We start from the raw sequence: 15,091 nt of genomic DNA, 5'->3' as shown, positions 1-15,091 counted from the left end.
GGGTGCGCTATTTCAGCGACGGGCTGGTGCTGGGGAGCCGCGAGTTTGTGGAGAGTGTGTTTGATGGGAACCGGGAGATGTTTGGTCCGAAGCGCAAGCAAGGCTGCCGGCGCATGGTGGAGTCTGATTTGCCATTTTACACGCTGCGTCAGCTGCGCCTCAAGCCGCTGGGGTAAGGTTCAAGCGGAGGAGTGACAATGGATTGGCGGGTGTTTCCACCTGTTGTGGGTGTATGGGTTTGCAGCGGACTTTTTGGGGGTGGGATGGATTGAAGCAATGGCCCATAAGCAATGCTTGAACGCCGGTGCAGCCTATCTCAGAGTAACGCGGAATGAATGTGATGCGCTGTTGGATAATCCTGCTGGGATGCTGCCTGATGGCAGGCTGCGCCCATGAAACCCATACGAAAGTGGATGATTTCTGGCGTTGGATTGACCCTCTGGGGCATACACGCTCGCATCGTGAACATTACTATCCTCATGAGCGAACGACGGGAATACGGCTGCCGGGGGCTGATTGAACGGGCTGCGTGCTGGAAACTCACTGCTGATTTTACGGATACATTATGTGGGAACGGATGATGAGAATCGCGGCGGTGGCGCACCTGGCAGGGCTGGTGCTGGGACTGGCGGCGTGCGGGCATGCCAGGCGGCAGGCTAGTGGTGAGGCGCCGCAGGTGGTGGTTCCGGCAGCACAGCGGCTGGTGGTGAGTGTGGCGGAGCAGATGATGGTGACGATGGAGGGGGGAATTCCCCGGCGGCTGTTTCGTGTGAGCACTTCCCGGTTTGGAACGGGTGACAAACGGGGGACGTACCTGACTCCGCTGGGACGGATGGAAGTGGTGGACATCGTGGGGCAGGGACTGCCGGTGGGGGCGAGGCTGAAGGCCCGGGAACACACGGGGGAGATCGTGCCGGTGGATGCGCCGGGGCGTGATGCCATCGTGACGCGTGTGTTGCAACTGCGTGGGATGGAATGGCGCAACCGGCATGCTTTGGAGCGGGCGATCTACATCCATGGCACGCCGGAGGAGGCCAAGCTGAAGACGACGGCCTCGTATGGCTGCATCCGCATGGGGTCTGAAGACATCATCGCGCTGTGCCACTGGGTGAAGGTGGGAGCGCGAGTGGATGTGGTGGAGGGGAAGCTGCCGGCGCCGAATCAGCTGCCGCCGTGAGGTCAGGGAAGGGGTGGGCTTGAGTGATGTCGGGGTTGAGAGATACCGGTGGAGAGGCGTATGTAGCGGTGTAGTCTTTGGTTCCCTCCAGCATGCCGCCTCCATCCCTGCAACGTCGTCACATCTTGAAAATTGTCGTGCTGACCGTGTTCGGCACGCTGCTGGCGTGGTATTTGAGCGCGATCCTGAGCTTTGCGGGCAATTCCTACGGCTTCAACAACCGCTTCTCGGAGGTGGCCATCCAGCATCACTGGTGGTTCCTCGTGTGGAGCAATCTGGTGGTGCTGAAGGGCTACCTGCTGGTGGCCGCCGGGTATGTGCTGCTGATCTACCCGCTGGTGCGGCTGTGGGGCAAGGTGCGGGCCTTTGCGCGCTGGGGCGTCGTCTGGCGCACGCTGCTGTTTGCGTGTCTGCTGTACGGATTTTTCATTTTCAAGCTGATGCTGGAGAAGCCGTATTTCGGTGACTACAGCTATCTGCTGGGCTGGTATGATGCGCTGGGGCGGGTGTGTGGCACGGGGGTGCAGGATGCGGTGCATGCGATGATCACGCAGGTGTTTCCGCTAACAGCCATTGTGTGTGCAGCCGGTTTTTATCTCTTTGAGCTGCGCCGGTGGTTCACGCGCGCCGCACGGCCGCTGCTGTTCAGTTTCTCGGCGGTGGCGGGCATACTGGCGTTGTTTGTCGTGAGCGGCTACGGGGTGAATCGAGTGCCTGATATGGAAGAGCTGGCAGGCGGCAAAAAGCGGCCCAAGAACATTGTCATCCTGGGGTCGGACTCGCTGCGTGCGGATCATCTTTCCTGCAACGGGTATCACCGACTGACGTCGCCGAACATCGACCGCATCGCGGCGAAGGGGGTGAATTTTGAGCGCTGCCTGACGCCCATAGCCTCGACGCTGGAATCGCTCACGAGCATGTTTTCCTCGCAGTATCCGCACACGCACGGGGTGAGGCATATGTTCCCGAGCCGGGCGATGGTGGACCGGGCGAATCAGGAAGCGCCCTCACTCGGCGCGGAGCTGAAGCGTCAGGGGTATGACACGGCGGTGATCGGCGACTGGTGTGCGTGCGGATTCAACGAGCTGCCGATGGGCTTCGAGAAGATCATTGTCTCCGATTTTGACAACTTCCGCGTGTACATGAGCGAGGTGGTCTTCCTGCATCATCAGATCCTGCCGCTGTTTTTCGACAACCATGTGGGGCACATGCTGTTCCCCAAGCTCAAGTCGTTCGCGAACTACATGACGCCCGAGGTGGTGACGGACCAGGTGATCGACCGCATCAAGCAGCGCGCGGGGGACCGGCAGCCGTTTCTGCTCTTTGGTTATTACTCCTGCACGCACCTGCCGTACAAGACGCCCACGCATTACGCGAAGATGTGGACGGACCCGAAGTACGACGGCCCGCACAAGCACGAGCTGGCGCTGAACGTGGATGAGTTCATCGGTGGCACGGACATCAATGAAAAGTGGAGCAAGCTTCCGCGCAAGGAGGTGGAGCAGATCACCGCGCTGTATGACGGCTGCGTGCGCATGTTTGACGATTCGGTGGGCCGCGTGGTGGCCGAGCTGGAAAAGCAGGGGCTGCTGGATGACACGATTATTTTGGTCACCGGAGATCATGGGGATGATCTCTTCGAGCCGAACTGCACCTTTGGTCATGGCACCACCTTCAATGGCGGTGATCAGGCCAATCATGTGCCGGCGATTTTTTATGTGCCCGGTCTGGAGAAGCCGCAGCGGCATGCGCAGCTGTCGCGCACGCTGGATTTTGCACCCACGCTGCTGGACCTCGTGGGTGTGCCTGCGCAGCCGCGTTTTGAAGGCGCGAGTCTGGCACCGCTGATCCGCGGGGAGAAGAAGAGCCTCGGCCTCGCTTACTTCGGTGAAACCAGCTACCTCTTTTTCCGCCGCACCATTCCGGGTGAAGATCCGCTGTTCATTCCGCCGATGGATGAGACCACGTTCATAGACCCCGACTTCGACTTTCACTTCGTGCTCAAGGACAAGTTTCAAGATGCCGTGCTGAAAACGAAGGAGCACTGCGTGCGCACGGAGCGCTTCAAGTACATCCGCACTCCCGGGGTGAATCGCTCGATCGAGCGTCTGTTTGATCTGCGTGAAGATCCGCACTGCGAGCGTGATATGAAGACGCGCTATCCTGAAGTGAAGGCGCGCCTGTCCGCGGCCATGGACGAGTGGCTGACCACGCACAAGCAGAGCACCACGGCGGAGATCTACGGCATTCTGGGAGAAGACACGCTGCAGCCCACTGCGCCATGAACGCCGCTGATCTGCCGCATCTCGTCATCGGGGCGTGCATGAACGTGCACCGCACGCTCGGTCCGGGCCTGACGCAGGACGCGTACGAGGAATGCCTGGCCATCGAGCTGCGTGAGCTGGAGTTTGATTTCAAACGCCATGTGCCGCTGGAGTTCAACTACCATGGGCGCTTGGTGCAGACCGCGACGCGCCTGGACTTTGTGGTGGGGGATTCACTGCTGCTGCTGGTGCGCTCTCAGGAGGAGATCACGCGGCTGCAGCAGCAGGAACTGGAGTCGAAGGTCAGGCTGGGGCATTTTCAAACAGGGCTGATCGTCAACTTCAACGTCGGCACGCTGCGCAAAGGCATTCATCAGATCACGGTGAAGAGGCGGGCGGAAGTTGAAGAAAAGTAAACCGAAACGGCAGGGGGGAGGGGGATGCTCTTGCGGGGGATGATTCAGAGGTGTGGACTGTTTGAAACGGCTTAATTTCAATACCTAGTAGTTCTGACAACAATCATACAATTTCAATATTGAGGGTTTCCTGCATTTACTCTAAGTATCTATTTAGAGTGTCAGAAAATATAATGATCTCACATTCGATGCGCTGAGCGGCAATCACTATTGCGGGCGGTGTATCGAATTGGGGCGAATTGAATCTCTGGGGCTTTCCGTGCGCGAGAAACTTCAAAAATGAGATTGAATTATGAGCAAATTATCAAAACCAATTCTTTTCCTGGCCTTCCTTGCAGTGAGTCCTCTGTCTGCCCAGACAATTGGTGCCAGCTCGTTGCTCAACGGCTCAGTTTCCTCCAGCTTCACCGGCCCTGTGGCTGAGCCGCCTAACAGCGCCAGCTTTGCCTATGCCATCGACAACAATCTCCTGAATGGCGTGCCAGCGGTGCTGAGCCCGATTCCCTTTACCGCCACTGCGGGCGCTTCGGCGTTTTCATGGGGAACGGCCTCCAGCAACAACAACAGCACCAGTGCCCTGTGGTTCCGTCCCGGCAGTTTTAGCAATGTGGCGGTGGAGACCTCCTTTGAGATTGGCCGTCTGTATTATCGCAACGGCACCATCATTTCCGGAACCGGTGCCTCCCAGGTTGACTTGAGCATGGCGCTGACGTTCTCCAGTCCGCTGCTGCAGAATCCGACCCAGATGATCAATTCCACGCTGATGATGATCAACACCACGAATGGCAATGATCCCATCGCCAGCGCGGACATCGTGGAGATCGGTTCTCCTGCCAGCCTGCTGACCTTCACGGATCCGGCCAATCGTCAGTACTACCTCGAACTGACGTTTCAGGTGGATCAGAACGCCACCGATGGCTCGCTTTCAGATCAGGACACGTTCCGCGTGTTTGAAGGGGAGACGGGCCAGGCGGTATTGATGGGCCGTGTCACCGTGGCACCGATCCCTGAGCCGGGCGGCGCGGTGCTGATCGCAGCTGCCGGAATGGCAATCCTGCTGCGTCGCAGAAGGCGTGACTGAGATCGCTGCAATCCATTCAATCGCAAAGAGGCTGCCGGGAAATCGGCGGCCTCTTTTTGCGTGGCTGCGGCACACTCCGAAAAGGCCAATTCCACGCAAAGCAGCCATGTCGATTGTGCGAAGATTGTTCGCGATTGTGAAAAGGTTGTGCAATTGGCACGTTTATTCGAACATGAAGAAACTCTTCGCCCTCCCCCTCCTAGCGCTCGTTTCGCTGTCTTCTGCCCGTGCTGCGGGCCAGATGGACACCGCTGCTGCAGCCAGGCAGATTGACTCGGTTCTGGCCAAAGACTGGGCGGCCAACAAGCTCCAGGGCAATCCGCAAACCGACGACAACACCTTTGTGCGCCGCATTTACCTGGATGTCATCGGCCGCATCCCGACCACCCGTGAAACGGAGGAGTTCCTGAACTCCAAGGAAGCGAACAAGCGTGCCAAGCTCATCGACAAGCTGCTGTCCTCCGAAGCCTACGTGCAGCATTTCTTCAACTACTGGGCCGATGTGCTGCGCGTCACTTCGAATGGCAACCAGACGGGCGCCATCACTGGCGCGGCCTATGCCAACTTCGTCAAAGACAGCCTGCGGAAAAACCAGCCTTACGATCAGTTCGTGCGTGAAATGGTGGCGGCGCAGGGCAAGGCTTGGGACAATGGCGCCATCGGTTACTACATGCGCGACCGCGGCATGCCGCTGGACAACATGGCGAACACCGTGCGCGTCTTCCTCGGCACCCGCATCGAGTGTGCCCAGTGCCACAACCACCCCTTCGACAAGTGGTCGCAGATGCAGTTCTTCAAGATGGCCGCCTTCACCTATGGCGTGCAGACCCAGGACTACGGCGGCGACACCATGAGTGGAGTGACCGATCTGATGCGCGAAAAGGAAAACGCCCTCCGCGCCTCCATCAAGGAGCCGCAGCGTCCGCAGCGCGTCAAGAACACCGGTAAGATGACCAAGGAGGAGAGAGTCGCTCTTGAGGCAAAGTTTGTCAGCGAGCAGAAGAAGTATGATGCGGAGATGAAGGAAGTGAACAAGAAGCGCGAGGAAGCCCGTCAGGTGCTTCGCAAGGAACAGCGCGGCTATCAGGAAGCGATGAACGATGTGCGCGACACCATGCGCTACACCTCTGTGAGCAGCAGCGCACGCAAGCCGACGCTCCCGCATGACTACCAGTACACCGACGCCAAACCCAAGTCCGCTGTCGAGCCCGGCACGATGATGGGGCATGAGTGCATCACCCAAAACGGGGAAACACCCCTGCAGGCCTATGCGCGCTGGATGACCAGCCCTGAGAATCCCCGCTTCACCACCGTCATTGCCAACCGCCTGTGGAAGCGCGTGTTTGGTCTGGCCCTGATCGAGCCGCTGGATGAGCTCATGGACACCAGCGTGCCGATGATTCCTGAAATGGAGAAGCAGATTGAGAAGCTCGTGATGGACATGAATTATGACATGAAAGGCGTCCTGCGTGTCCTTTACAACACCAAGGCCTATCAGGCCCAGGTCACGCGTGAGGAGCATGCACCCGGCAATGTGTATCACTTCACCGGCCCTCTCCTGCGCCGCATGAGCGCTGAGCAGATGTGGGACTCCTTTGTCACCTTGGTCAATCCGAGCCCGGACATGATCAATCAGGCCAACCGTGACGTCATGGAGCAGCGCATTCTGCAGGCGAAGAAGATCGCGGACGGGGTAGAGTCGCTCTCTCCCGAAGAAGCTCTCGCTGGTCTCAAGAAAGCCGCCGACATCTACAGCAAGAACCGTGAGCGCACCGATGTGCAGCAGAAGCTCTTTGCCGAAGCCCGCCTCGCCACCAAGGAAGCCCGCGATGCGGCAGACGCCCTGCCCGAAGGCCCCGCCAAAGTCGCCGCCGTGGCCAAAGCGGAGGAGCTCAAGAAAAAGGCCGACGCCATTCGCACCGAGGTCAACCGTATCCAGAATGAAGGACGCCGCGTCACCTATGCTGAGGTCATCGCCCCCGGGGAGAAGAAGCTCTTCGAAAAAGTCACCGGCAAGCCCTACCAGATGGTCTCCCTGACCAAGAACAGCGGTGGTGATTCTTCGTCTCCCGCCATGATGAGCGGTGGCGGCGAAATGATGATGATGGCCAACGGAGCCAAGGTGGAAAAGATCAACATCCCCGGCTATGACCGTAAAGAACTCAGCAAAGAAGAGCAGAAGGCCGTCGCCCAGAAGGCGCGCGACGCCTATGCTGAAGAAGCCGATTTCTTTGGCATCACCAATGAGAAGGAACGCCGGAACTACATCAGCACACGCGAGCAGATCAGCCGCAACACGCTGCGTGCCGCCGAGCTGGAGAGCCCCGCTCCGCGCGGCCACTACCTGCGTGAGTTTGGCCAGAGCGACCGCGAGACCATCGAAAACGCGAACAATGACGCCAGCGTGCCGCAGGCCCTGGCCATGATGAACGGCAGCCTCCTGCCTCAGATCACCAGCAAGTACAGCCAGCTCATGCTCACGGTGAACAAGGCCCCGTATGCGGATGAAAAGGTGGACGCCGCCTACATGACCATCCTCTCCCGCAAGCCCAGCGCCGCAGAAAAGGCCGTCTGGCTCAAGGCCCAGGACAGCGGGCTCACCAGCATGGAGGACCTCGTTTTCTCCCTGCTGAACACGCAGCAGTTCATTTTCATTCAATAAGACATTCAGCAAAGAAACGTTAAAACCAACACCACACGCGCAAACTCCGATGAAACAGGAACTCGCCTCCAAACTCGTCCGCTCAGGTGAAATCACCCGGCGTGATTTCGCTGCCAAGACAGCCAGCTCCCTTCTCGGAGTCGGTCTGCTGGGCCAGTCGCTCACCAGCAAATCCTTCGCGGCCTTTGAGGGTTCCTCGAAGCTCAAGCAGGCAGCCACGGCGAAGAACGTCATCTATCTCTACATGAGCGGTGGTCAGTCCCACATGGACACCTGGGATCCGAAGGAAGGCGTGGAAACCGCCGGCCCGACCAAGCCCATCAAGACCAGTGCTGATGGCGTGCGCATTTCCGAATACCTGCCACTCACCGCGCAGCAGATGCACCACGGCACGGTGATCAATTCCCTCTCCTCCACCCAGGGTGCGCATGAGCAGGGGAACTACATGATGCACACCAGCTACGAGATGCGCGGCACCATCCGCCATCCCGCCATGGGCGCCTGGCTCAATGTGTTTCAAGGCGGTGGCAACAGCACCCTGCCCAACTTCGTCTTCATCGGCAATGACAGCCGTCATCCCGGCGCAGGCTTCTTCCCTGCGGCGCAGGCTCCGCTGTTCGTCAGCAATCCGGAGAACGGCCTCAAGAACATCAAGAACGGCAGCCCCGAAGAGAAATTCCAGGCCCGCATGAAGCTGGCGGATGAACTCGACAAGGACTTCCGCACCACCTTCCCGCACCGCAACGTGAAGGCCTATGCCGACATGTATGACGATGCCATGGCCATGATGAAGTCCGAAGACCTCAAGGCCTTCGACCTCACCCAGGAGCCCGGCGAACTCCGCGCCGCTTACGGCAAAGAAGCCTTCGGCCAGGGCTGCCTGCTCGCCCGCCGTCTGGTGGAGCGCGGCGTCCGTTTCGTCGAAGTTTCCCTCGGCGGCTGGGACACGCACAACGCCAACTTTGTGGCCGTGCCTGACCGTTGCGAAACTCTCGACAAAGGCCTCGCCACGCTGGTGGCTGACCTGCACAACCGCGGTCTCCTCGAAGACACTCTCATCGTGCTGACTTCCGAGTTCGGCCGCACGCCTGACATCAATCAGAACGCCGGTCGAGACCATTATCCGAAGGCCTTCTCCGGCGTCATGTTCGGCGGCGGCGTCAAAGGCGGCTACACCTACGGCAAGACCGACAAGGAAGGCCGCGAAGTCGTCGAAGACAAAGTCAAGATCATGGACTTCAACGCCTCCATCGCCTATGCGCTGGGTCTGCCGCTGGACCAGGTCATCTACAGCCCGAGCAAGCGTCCGTTCACGATCGCCGACAAGGGGCAGCCGATTACGAACCTCTTCGCGTAAGCGGGGATTTCGCCGTGAGTTTGAAGCACGCGATGCCGCAAGGCATCGCGTGTTTTGTTTTTAAGCCCAACGGGCTTTTGTAGTTGAGCCCAGGGTTCGAAGAACCCTGGGTTATCGTCCTCCCATGGTCCCTTCTCGTGCAACTCCAACGGAGTTGCGTCCGCCGCCGAATGATCCAAAAATTACGCATGCCACAATCCATCGCCCGAGTTTTGATCCACACGGTGTTTTCCACCAAGGGGCGCGAACCCGCCTTCCACGATCCGGCGTTTCGCTCCGAGGTGCACGCGTATCTGGGCGGGTGCGCCAAGACGCTCGACTGCCTGCCCATCCAGATCGGCGGTGTCGCGGATCACGTGCATCTTCTGACCACGTTGTCTCGCACGCTGGCGATTGCGGAGTTTGTGAAGGAGATCAAACGTGTCTCCACCAATTGGGTTCAGAAGCGCGGTGGATTGTTCGGCCAGTTTCACTGGCAGGCCGGGTATGGATGTTTCTCCGTTTCCGAGTCGAATTTGAGCGCGGTATCGCGATACATTTCGAGACAGGAAGAGCACCATCGAAAGATCACGTTTCAGGAGGAATACCGTGAGTTGTTGCGACGCCATGGACAGAGCTGGGACGAAGCATACGTGTGGGATTGAAGATTGACGGTGGCGCGGCGGCGGTGGACACAACCACGTTGTGGTTGGTCCTTGAGAGAACGGGATGATGGGTCGTGTACCCAGGGTTCTTCGAACCCTGGGCTCAATTACAGAAGGCCTTTGGCCTTCATCGAGCATGTCCAGGTCACATGCCCCCGCGGCATGTCCACGTCACACCCTCACCCCTTCGTCTTCTTCACCAGCTTCACGCCCTCGATGCGCATCTTCTTGTCCGCCGCCTTGCACATGTCGTAGATGGTGAGGGCGGCGATGGAGACGGCGGTGAGGGCTTCCATTTCGACGCCGGTGGGGGCGACGGTGATGGCGGTGGCGGTGATGTGGATGGCTTTGGGCCGCACTTCAAAATCGACCTGCACTTTGCTCAGCGGGATTTGATGGCAGAGGGGGATGAGGTACTGCGTTTGCTTGGCGGCCTGGATGCCGGCGATGCGGGCGATGCTGAGGACGTCGCCTTTTTTGACCTGGTTTTTGCGGATGAGATCGAGCGTGGCGGGCTGAAGCAGGATGCGGCCTTCGGCTACGGCTTCGCGACGGAGCGGGGGCTTGGTGGAGACGTCGACCATGGCGGCTTCGCCTTTGCGGTTGAGATGGGTGAGCTGGCTCATGGGAAGGAGGATGCTAGGGATGAGGGGGAGCTGGGAAAGTGGTATTTTGCCTGCGATGAGTGAGGGGCTGTGGGTGAGGCGGGGGCGGGTTGTTGTTAGGTCGGTTGGTTTTGACAGGATTTACAGGATGACAGAATTATGCAGGATTAAGGCGTTGTGATTTGGGGGCGCGGGCTGGAAGTGGGTGTGATTGTATTGATGGCTCGAATTTTGTTAATTCTGCAATCGTGTTAATCCTGTCCATTCATGAGTTTGGACGGCAATGTTGCGGGCGCGACGTTGCTTTCGCTGGTTGGGCGGCGGGTTCAGGACGAAGTGCATTCTTGACCCTGCGAAAGCGGTAGCTGCGATGCAGGCTTGCGCCTTGCATCTTCGCGACCGCACTCCAAAAGACTGTCGCGGTTCCGTGGGCTTAACCGCCAATGGCGATCATCCGCCGATTCGGCTGGTAGTTGTGGCGGAAGTCGTGTTCCTTGGGTTTGCGGGAGACGACGTTTTGGAAGAAGGCGGCGAGTTCGGTGTCGGTGCAGCCGGCGCGGAGGACGCTGCGGAGATCAAACTCCAGGTAGCTGCCGAGGCAGGGGCGGAGCTTGCCGTCGCAGGTGAGGCGGAGCTTGTTGCAGTTCTCGCAGAAGTGCAGGTTTGTCATCGCGCCAATGAAGCCGATCTTCTGGCCGGTGGCGGGGATGAGATGGTAGGCGGCGGGGCCGTTGGTCTTGAAATCGGGCAGGGGTGTGAGCGGGCCGGTGGTCTGCTCGACGAGCTGCTTGGCGATGCCGATGGGGAGGAAGTTGTCCTCGCTCAGGACGTCCTGGGTGCTGACGGGCATGAGCTCGATGAAGCGGAGGAGGGCGTTTTTTTCGCGGGCGAAATTGATGAGGGCGGGCAGTTCGTTCTCGGTCTGGCCTTTCATGAGGACGCAGTTGAGCTTGATGGACTGAAAGCCGGCGGCGATGGCGGCATCGATGCCTTCGAGGACGCGGGGGAGGAGGTCGCGGCTCGTGGTGCGCTGGTAGGTGGCGCGGTCGAGTGAGTCGAGGGAGATGTTGGCGGTGCGGACGCCGGCTTTGACGAGGCGCTCGGCCATGGTGACGCCGTCTTCGAGCTTGGCGAGGAGGGTGCCGTTGGTGGAGATGCCGATGTCGTCGATGCCCGGGATCTGGGCGAGCTCCGCGCAGAAGCCGGCCACGCCGGGGCGGGTGAGGGGTTCGCCGCCGGTGACGCGGATTTTTTTGATGCCGAGGGTGGCACCGACGCGGACGGTGCGCAGGAGTTCCTCATAGCTGAGGGTTTCGTCTTTGGCGAACCAGGCCTGCTCCTCCTCGGGCATGCAGTACCGGCAGCGTTCGTTGCACCGGTCGGTGACGGAGACGCGCAGGTAGGAGATGCGATGGCCGAAGAGGTCTTCCACAGGAGGGGGTTCTAACCACAGACTACGCTCCGGCTCAAGCTTGGGTATGAAGTCAAAATCTTGGACGGGGGCGGTGGCGCTGGAGAGCTCGCCTGTTATGGCCGCTTCTCAAAATGCATTTCCTTCATGGCGGGCATGAGGACGTTCGGTTTGCCGCAGAGAGGCAAAGAGGCAGAGGGAGCAGAGATTGAATAGCTTACGGCCTGAAGCGTTGATCGTGAATTTTGGAGCTGGCGGAGGTCGTTGCGCGTGGCGGGGCTGTTTGCAGACGCTGCTGGTGGGCGCGGTGTGTGGCGAGAGCGATGGGTTTGCTTTCCGATTTGGTGATGCGGTACCCAGGGTCGCCTCGCTCAGGCTCGGCTGACCCTGGGCTGACTCCGCAGCCCCTACAGGGCTGGTGTTTCGCAGGGCGAAATGACAAAAGAGTGCCGTCGGTGACTTGCCAATTTAGGAAAGCCCATGCTTCGCACTCCGAAGAGTGTTCGTTTACGCAGGCTGCAAGGGCAGGCGCATGGTGAAGGTGGTCTCGATGCCGGGGGAGCTGGTGAGTTCGATCTTCCCTCCATGCGCCTCCACGGCGCGGCGGACGATGGAGAGGCCGAGGCCGGTGCCTTTGATCTGGGAGGAGTGGTGCTTGTTGCCGCGGTAGAAGCGCTTGAAGACGAAGGGCAGATCGTGCGCGGGGATGCCGATGCCGTTGTCGCTGACTTTGAGGATGCAGGCGTCTTTCTGCCACTCTCCGGAGACGCGGATGACGAGGCCGGGCTTGGTGTTCTCCTTGATGGAGTTTTCGATGAGGTTGGTGAAGATCTGGTCCCAGTAAAAGCGGTCGCCGGTGAGCACGCAGTCGCCTTTGGGGAAGTCCAGCTCGATGCGTGCATCCCGCCCTTCGAGCATGGGGGCGAGGTGGTCGGCGGCGTCCTCGGCGCAGTCATGCACATCGAAGGGCTCCTTGTTCAGGGAGCTGCTGGCGTCTTCCAGGCGCGAGATGGCGAGCATATCCTCGATGATGCGGGCGATGCGCTTGCCGTGCTTTTCCATGACATCGAGGCTGCGTTTCATCGTGGGGGATGATTTGGCCGAGTCTTCCTGCAGCATTTCGATGTAGCCGTTGATGAGGGTGAGCGGCGTGCGCAGCTCATGCGAGGCATTGGCGACGAAATCCCGGCGAATCTGCTCGGTCATGGCGGATTCGGTCACGTCCTGGATCATGAGCCAGGCGCCGCCGCCCACATCGGCACCCAGCGGGGCGGCTTCGATGATGAAGTAACGGCCGCCCAGATTGGACCCGGCACCGACGTCTGAAGGCAGCATCTGGATGCGGCGGGTGGTGTGGCGTTTTTCGGTGATGGATTCCTGCACGAGATCGGAGATCTGGTGGTCGCGCACATCCTCGATGAGCGGGCGTCCGACGCGGATCTCCTTGCGGTGGAGGAGCTTCTTCAGCGGTGCATTGGCGTAGCGGATGCGCAGGTGGCTGTCCACCAGCACGAGGCCCTGGCTGATTTCATCGAGCAGGGATTCAAACACGCGGCGCTGCTCCGCCTGCTGCTCCGCCTGCTGGCGGGCGAGGAAGACCGTGGTGGCATGCATCGGCAGCAGGTCTGCATCACGCGCTCTCAGACCGAGGTTTTTGGCCACTCCCTCCCAGCGTTTCGTCCAATACTTCTCACGCCGTGCCCAGGCAAAAAGGCAGATGCCTAGCATCAGGGCGAGAAAGAGGGAAAGGGAGGTCATGCAGGCTGGTTGGCGGGGAGTTCCGTCTGGAACTGGAACCCGGTACCGCGAATGGTGACGATATGTTCGCCGGCTGCACCGAGTTTTTCACGCAGCCGCTTGATATGAGTGTCCAGAGTGCGGGTGGCGACGTCGCTGTTGTAGCCCCAGACATCGCGCAGGAGGTCGGCGCGGCTGTGTACGGCGGTGTCGTTTTCCATGAGGGTGGTGAGCAGCTTGAACTCGATGGTGGTCAGGTCCAGGGCAGTACCGTCCAGAAAGAGCTTCATGTTTTTGCGGTCCAGCATGAAGCGGCCGCGCTGGATTTCCGAAACGTGGGTGACTTTCTTCACGCGGCGGAGCACCGCGCTGATGCGCAGGTAGAGCTCGCGCGGGCTGAAGGGCTTGGTGAGGTAGTCATCCGCGCCGAGTTCGAGGCCGGCGATCTTGTCGGTCACCTGGCCTTTGGCGGTGAGGATGATGACGGGGATGGCGGCGGTGCGGGTGTCTGCACGCAGGCGCTTGAAGATCTGCATGCCGTCCAGTCCGGGCAGCATCAGGTCCAGCACAATGATTTCCGGCTGCTGTGCCAGCACGGCTGGCATGACCTGCAAACCGTTGCCGATGCAGATCGCCTCATGTCCTTCACGGTTGAGATGAAGGGAGATGAGTTCCGCGATGTCTGATTCATCCTCGACGATTAGTATCTTGCTCATAGAGTGGCATTGTGATGTGGCCGTGCCATCGGCAAACTCATGATGGCAACGAAGGTGTCACATGGCAACAGTCCTGCTTTCTTCCCAGATAACAAGCGTGACGGATTCGTCACGGTGACAAAGTTGGACTGCTTTAGGGGATGCGCTTCATCCAGCTTTCGTTAACTATCTCCCAAAATGAGGGTTCTCATCGTCACCGACACCTATCCGCCAGACATCAATGGCGTGGCGCGGACGCTGTACACCCTCGGAGCGGGGCTGGAACGCCGGGGGCATGTGGTGGAGGTGGTCACCACGGTGGAGGGGGAGGGGGACGGCCTGCAGCGCCATGTGATGCACTCCATGCCGCTGCCGGGGTATCCGGGCCTGCGCTTTGGCTTTGCTTCCACCCGCCAGATGCTGGAGCTGTTTGACGCCTTCCGGCCGGACGTGCTCTATGTGGCCACGGAGACGCTCATGGGCATCTCCGCCATCCGTGCGGCGGGGAAGCGCGACATCCCGGTGGTGTCCGGTTTCCACACCAATTTTCAAAACTACCTCGAAGACTACCACCTGCCCGGTCTGGAAACTGTGGCCCAGGGGGTGCTGCGGACGATCCACAACCAGACGGCGCGGACGCTGACCCCTTCCGCAGACACGGCGGCGATGCTGGAACGCTGGGGCATCCAGAATGTGGGCGTGCTGGGGCGCGGGGTGGACACGGAGATGTTTGACCCGATTCGCCGTGATCCGGCGCTGCGGCAGAGCTGGGGCGCGGATGAGAGCACTCCGGTGGCCATCTATGTGGGCCGCGTGGCTGCTGAGAAGAATCTGGAGCTGGTGGTGCGCTCGTTTGATGTGTTCAAAGAGGTGCAGCCCAAGGCGCGCATGGTCATTGTGGGCAGTGGTCCGCGACTGGAGTCGCTGAAGGAGGAGCGGCCCGAGTTTCACTATGCCGGAGCGCGCACGGGGGCGGATCTGGCCGCGCACTATGCCTCGGGGGATGTGTTTCTCTTTCCCAGCATCACGGAAACCTTTGGCA

The 15,091-nt window shown here is 59.9% G+C and carries 12 protein-coding genes; 8 read left to right on the top strand and 4 right to left on the bottom strand.

The window, feature by feature from the left end:
* The first annotated feature begins 577 nt into the window (after nt 1–577).
* From ACIREA_RS11920 to ACIREA_RS11890, 7 genes are all read left to right on the top strand, one after another.
* Nucleotides 578–1,177, top strand: a complete 600-nt coding sequence (locus ACIREA_RS11920; protein ID WP_397382497.1) for a L,D-transpeptidase family protein — start codon at nt 578–580, stop codon at nt 1,175–1,177.
* Between the two features lie 92 nt (nt 1,178–1,269).
* The gene (locus ACIREA_RS11915) at nt 1,270–3,462 is read left to right on the top strand and encodes a sulfatase-like hydrolase/transferase (protein WP_397382496.1); all 2,193 of its coding nucleotides are present in this window, start codon (nt 1,270–1,272) and stop codon (nt 3,460–3,462) included.
* A complete protein-coding gene (locus tag ACIREA_RS11910) occupies nt 3,459–3,857 on the top strand; it encodes a GxxExxY protein (protein WP_397382495.1) in 399 nt (132 codons plus the stop codon). Before ACIREA_RS11915 ends, ACIREA_RS11910 begins: the two co-directional genes overlap by 4 nt.
* Nucleotides 3,858–4,149: 292 nt before the next feature.
* Nucleotides 4,150–4,938, top strand: coding sequence for a choice-of-anchor K domain-containing protein (locus ACIREA_RS11905; RefSeq protein ID WP_397382494.1), 789 nt, complete (start codon nt 4,150–4,152; stop codon nt 4,936–4,938).
* Nucleotides 4,939–5,110: 172 nt separating this feature from the next.
* Nucleotides 5,111–7,600 (top strand): DUF1549 domain-containing protein, encoded by a 2,490-nt coding sequence (locus tag ACIREA_RS11900; protein ID WP_397382493.1) that lies wholly within the window; start codon nt 5,111–5,113, stop codon nt 7,598–7,600.
* Between the two features lie 49 nt (nt 7,601–7,649).
* Nucleotides 7,650–8,957 (top strand): DUF1501 domain-containing protein, encoded by a 1,308-nt coding sequence (locus tag ACIREA_RS11895; RefSeq protein ID WP_397382492.1) that lies wholly within the window; start codon nt 7,650–7,652, stop codon nt 8,955–8,957.
* A 188-nt stretch (nt 8,958–9,145) separates the two neighbouring features.
* Nucleotides 9,146–9,601: a transposase gene (locus ACIREA_RS11890; protein WP_397382491.1), complete on the top strand. Its 456-nt coding sequence runs from the start codon at nt 9,146–9,148 to the stop codon at nt 9,599–9,601.
* Nucleotides 9,602–9,780: 179 nt separating this feature from the next.
* Here ACIREA_RS11890 and moaC read toward each other — a convergent pair whose 3' ends face one another.
* The 4 genes from moaC to ACIREA_RS11870 all read right to left on the bottom strand — a co-directional run bounded on the left by moaC (nt 9,781) and on the right by ACIREA_RS11870 (nt 14,070).
* Nucleotides 9,781–10,227, bottom strand: a complete 447-nt coding sequence (gene moaC, locus ACIREA_RS11885; protein ID WP_397382490.1) for a cyclic pyranopterin monophosphate synthase MoaC — start codon at nt 10,225–10,227, stop codon at nt 9,781–9,783.
* Between the two features lie 412 nt (nt 10,228–10,639).
* Complete coding sequence (gene moaA, locus ACIREA_RS11880; protein WP_397382489.1) at nt 10,640–11,638, bottom strand: GTP 3',8-cyclase MoaA; 999 nt, start codon at nt 11,636–11,638, stop codon at nt 10,640–10,642.
* Between the two features lie 486 nt (nt 11,639–12,124).
* On the bottom strand, nt 12,125–13,375 hold the full coding sequence (locus tag ACIREA_RS11875; RefSeq protein WP_397382488.1) for a sensor histidine kinase: 1,251 nt from the start codon (nt 13,373–13,375) through the stop codon (nt 12,125–12,127).
* Nucleotides 13,372–14,070, bottom strand: a complete 699-nt coding sequence (locus ACIREA_RS11870) for a response regulator (protein ID WP_397382487.1) — start codon at nt 14,068–14,070, stop codon at nt 13,372–13,374. The genes ACIREA_RS11875 and ACIREA_RS11870 overlap by 4 nt, the downstream gene beginning before the upstream one ends.
* Before the next feature lie 177 nt (nt 14,071–14,247).
* Between ACIREA_RS11870 and ACIREA_RS11865 the strand changes: the two genes are divergently transcribed.
* Nucleotides 14,248–15,091, top strand: an 844-nt coding sequence (locus tag ACIREA_RS11865) for a glycosyltransferase family 4 protein (RefSeq protein WP_397382486.1), incomplete at its 3' end; no start/stop codon positions are given.

Source organism: Prosthecobacter sp. (genome assembly GCF_044373815.1).
Classification (GTDB): domain Bacteria; phylum Verrucomicrobiota; class Verrucomicrobiia; order Verrucomicrobiales; family Verrucomicrobiaceae; genus Prosthecobacter.
This window is presented reverse-complemented; position numbering and strand designations above follow the sequence as displayed.

What these genes read in the sequence shown, in the direction of transcription:
- ACIREA_RS11920 (WP_397382497.1), top strand. Translation starts at nt 578, where the DNA reads ATGATGAGAATCGCGGCGGTGGCGCACCTGGCAGGGCTGGTGCTGGGA.
- ACIREA_RS11915 (WP_397382496.1), top strand. Translation starts at nt 1,270, where the DNA reads ATGCCGCCTCCATCCCTGCAACGTCGTCACATCTTGAAAATTGTCGTG.
- ACIREA_RS11910 (WP_397382495.1), top strand. Translation starts at nt 3,459, where the DNA reads ATGAACGCCGCTGATCTGCCGCATCTCGTCATCGGGGCGTGCATGAAC.
- ACIREA_RS11905 (WP_397382494.1), top strand. Translation starts at nt 4,150, where the DNA reads ATGAGCAAATTATCAAAACCAATTCTTTTCCTGGCCTTCCTTGCAGTG.
- ACIREA_RS11900 (WP_397382493.1), top strand. Translation starts at nt 5,111, where the DNA reads ATGAAGAAACTCTTCGCCCTCCCCCTCCTAGCGCTCGTTTCGCTGTCT.
- ACIREA_RS11895 (WP_397382492.1), top strand. Translation starts at nt 7,650, where the DNA reads ATGAAACAGGAACTCGCCTCCAAACTCGTCCGCTCAGGTGAAATCACC.
- ACIREA_RS11890 (WP_397382491.1), top strand. Translation starts at nt 9,146, where the DNA reads ATGCCACAATCCATCGCCCGAGTTTTGATCCACACGGTGTTTTCCACC.
- moaC (WP_397382490.1), bottom strand. Translation starts at nt 10,227, where the DNA reads ATGAGCCAGCTCACCCATCTCAACCGCAAAGGCGAAGCCGCCATGGTC.
- ACIREA_RS11875 (WP_397382488.1), bottom strand. Translation starts at nt 13,375, where the DNA reads ATGACCTCCCTTTCCCTCTTTCTCGCCCTGATGCTAGGCATCTGCCTT.
- ACIREA_RS11870 (WP_397382487.1), bottom strand. Translation starts at nt 14,070, where the DNA reads ATGAGCAAGATACTAATCGTCGAGGATGAATCAGACATCGCGGAACTC.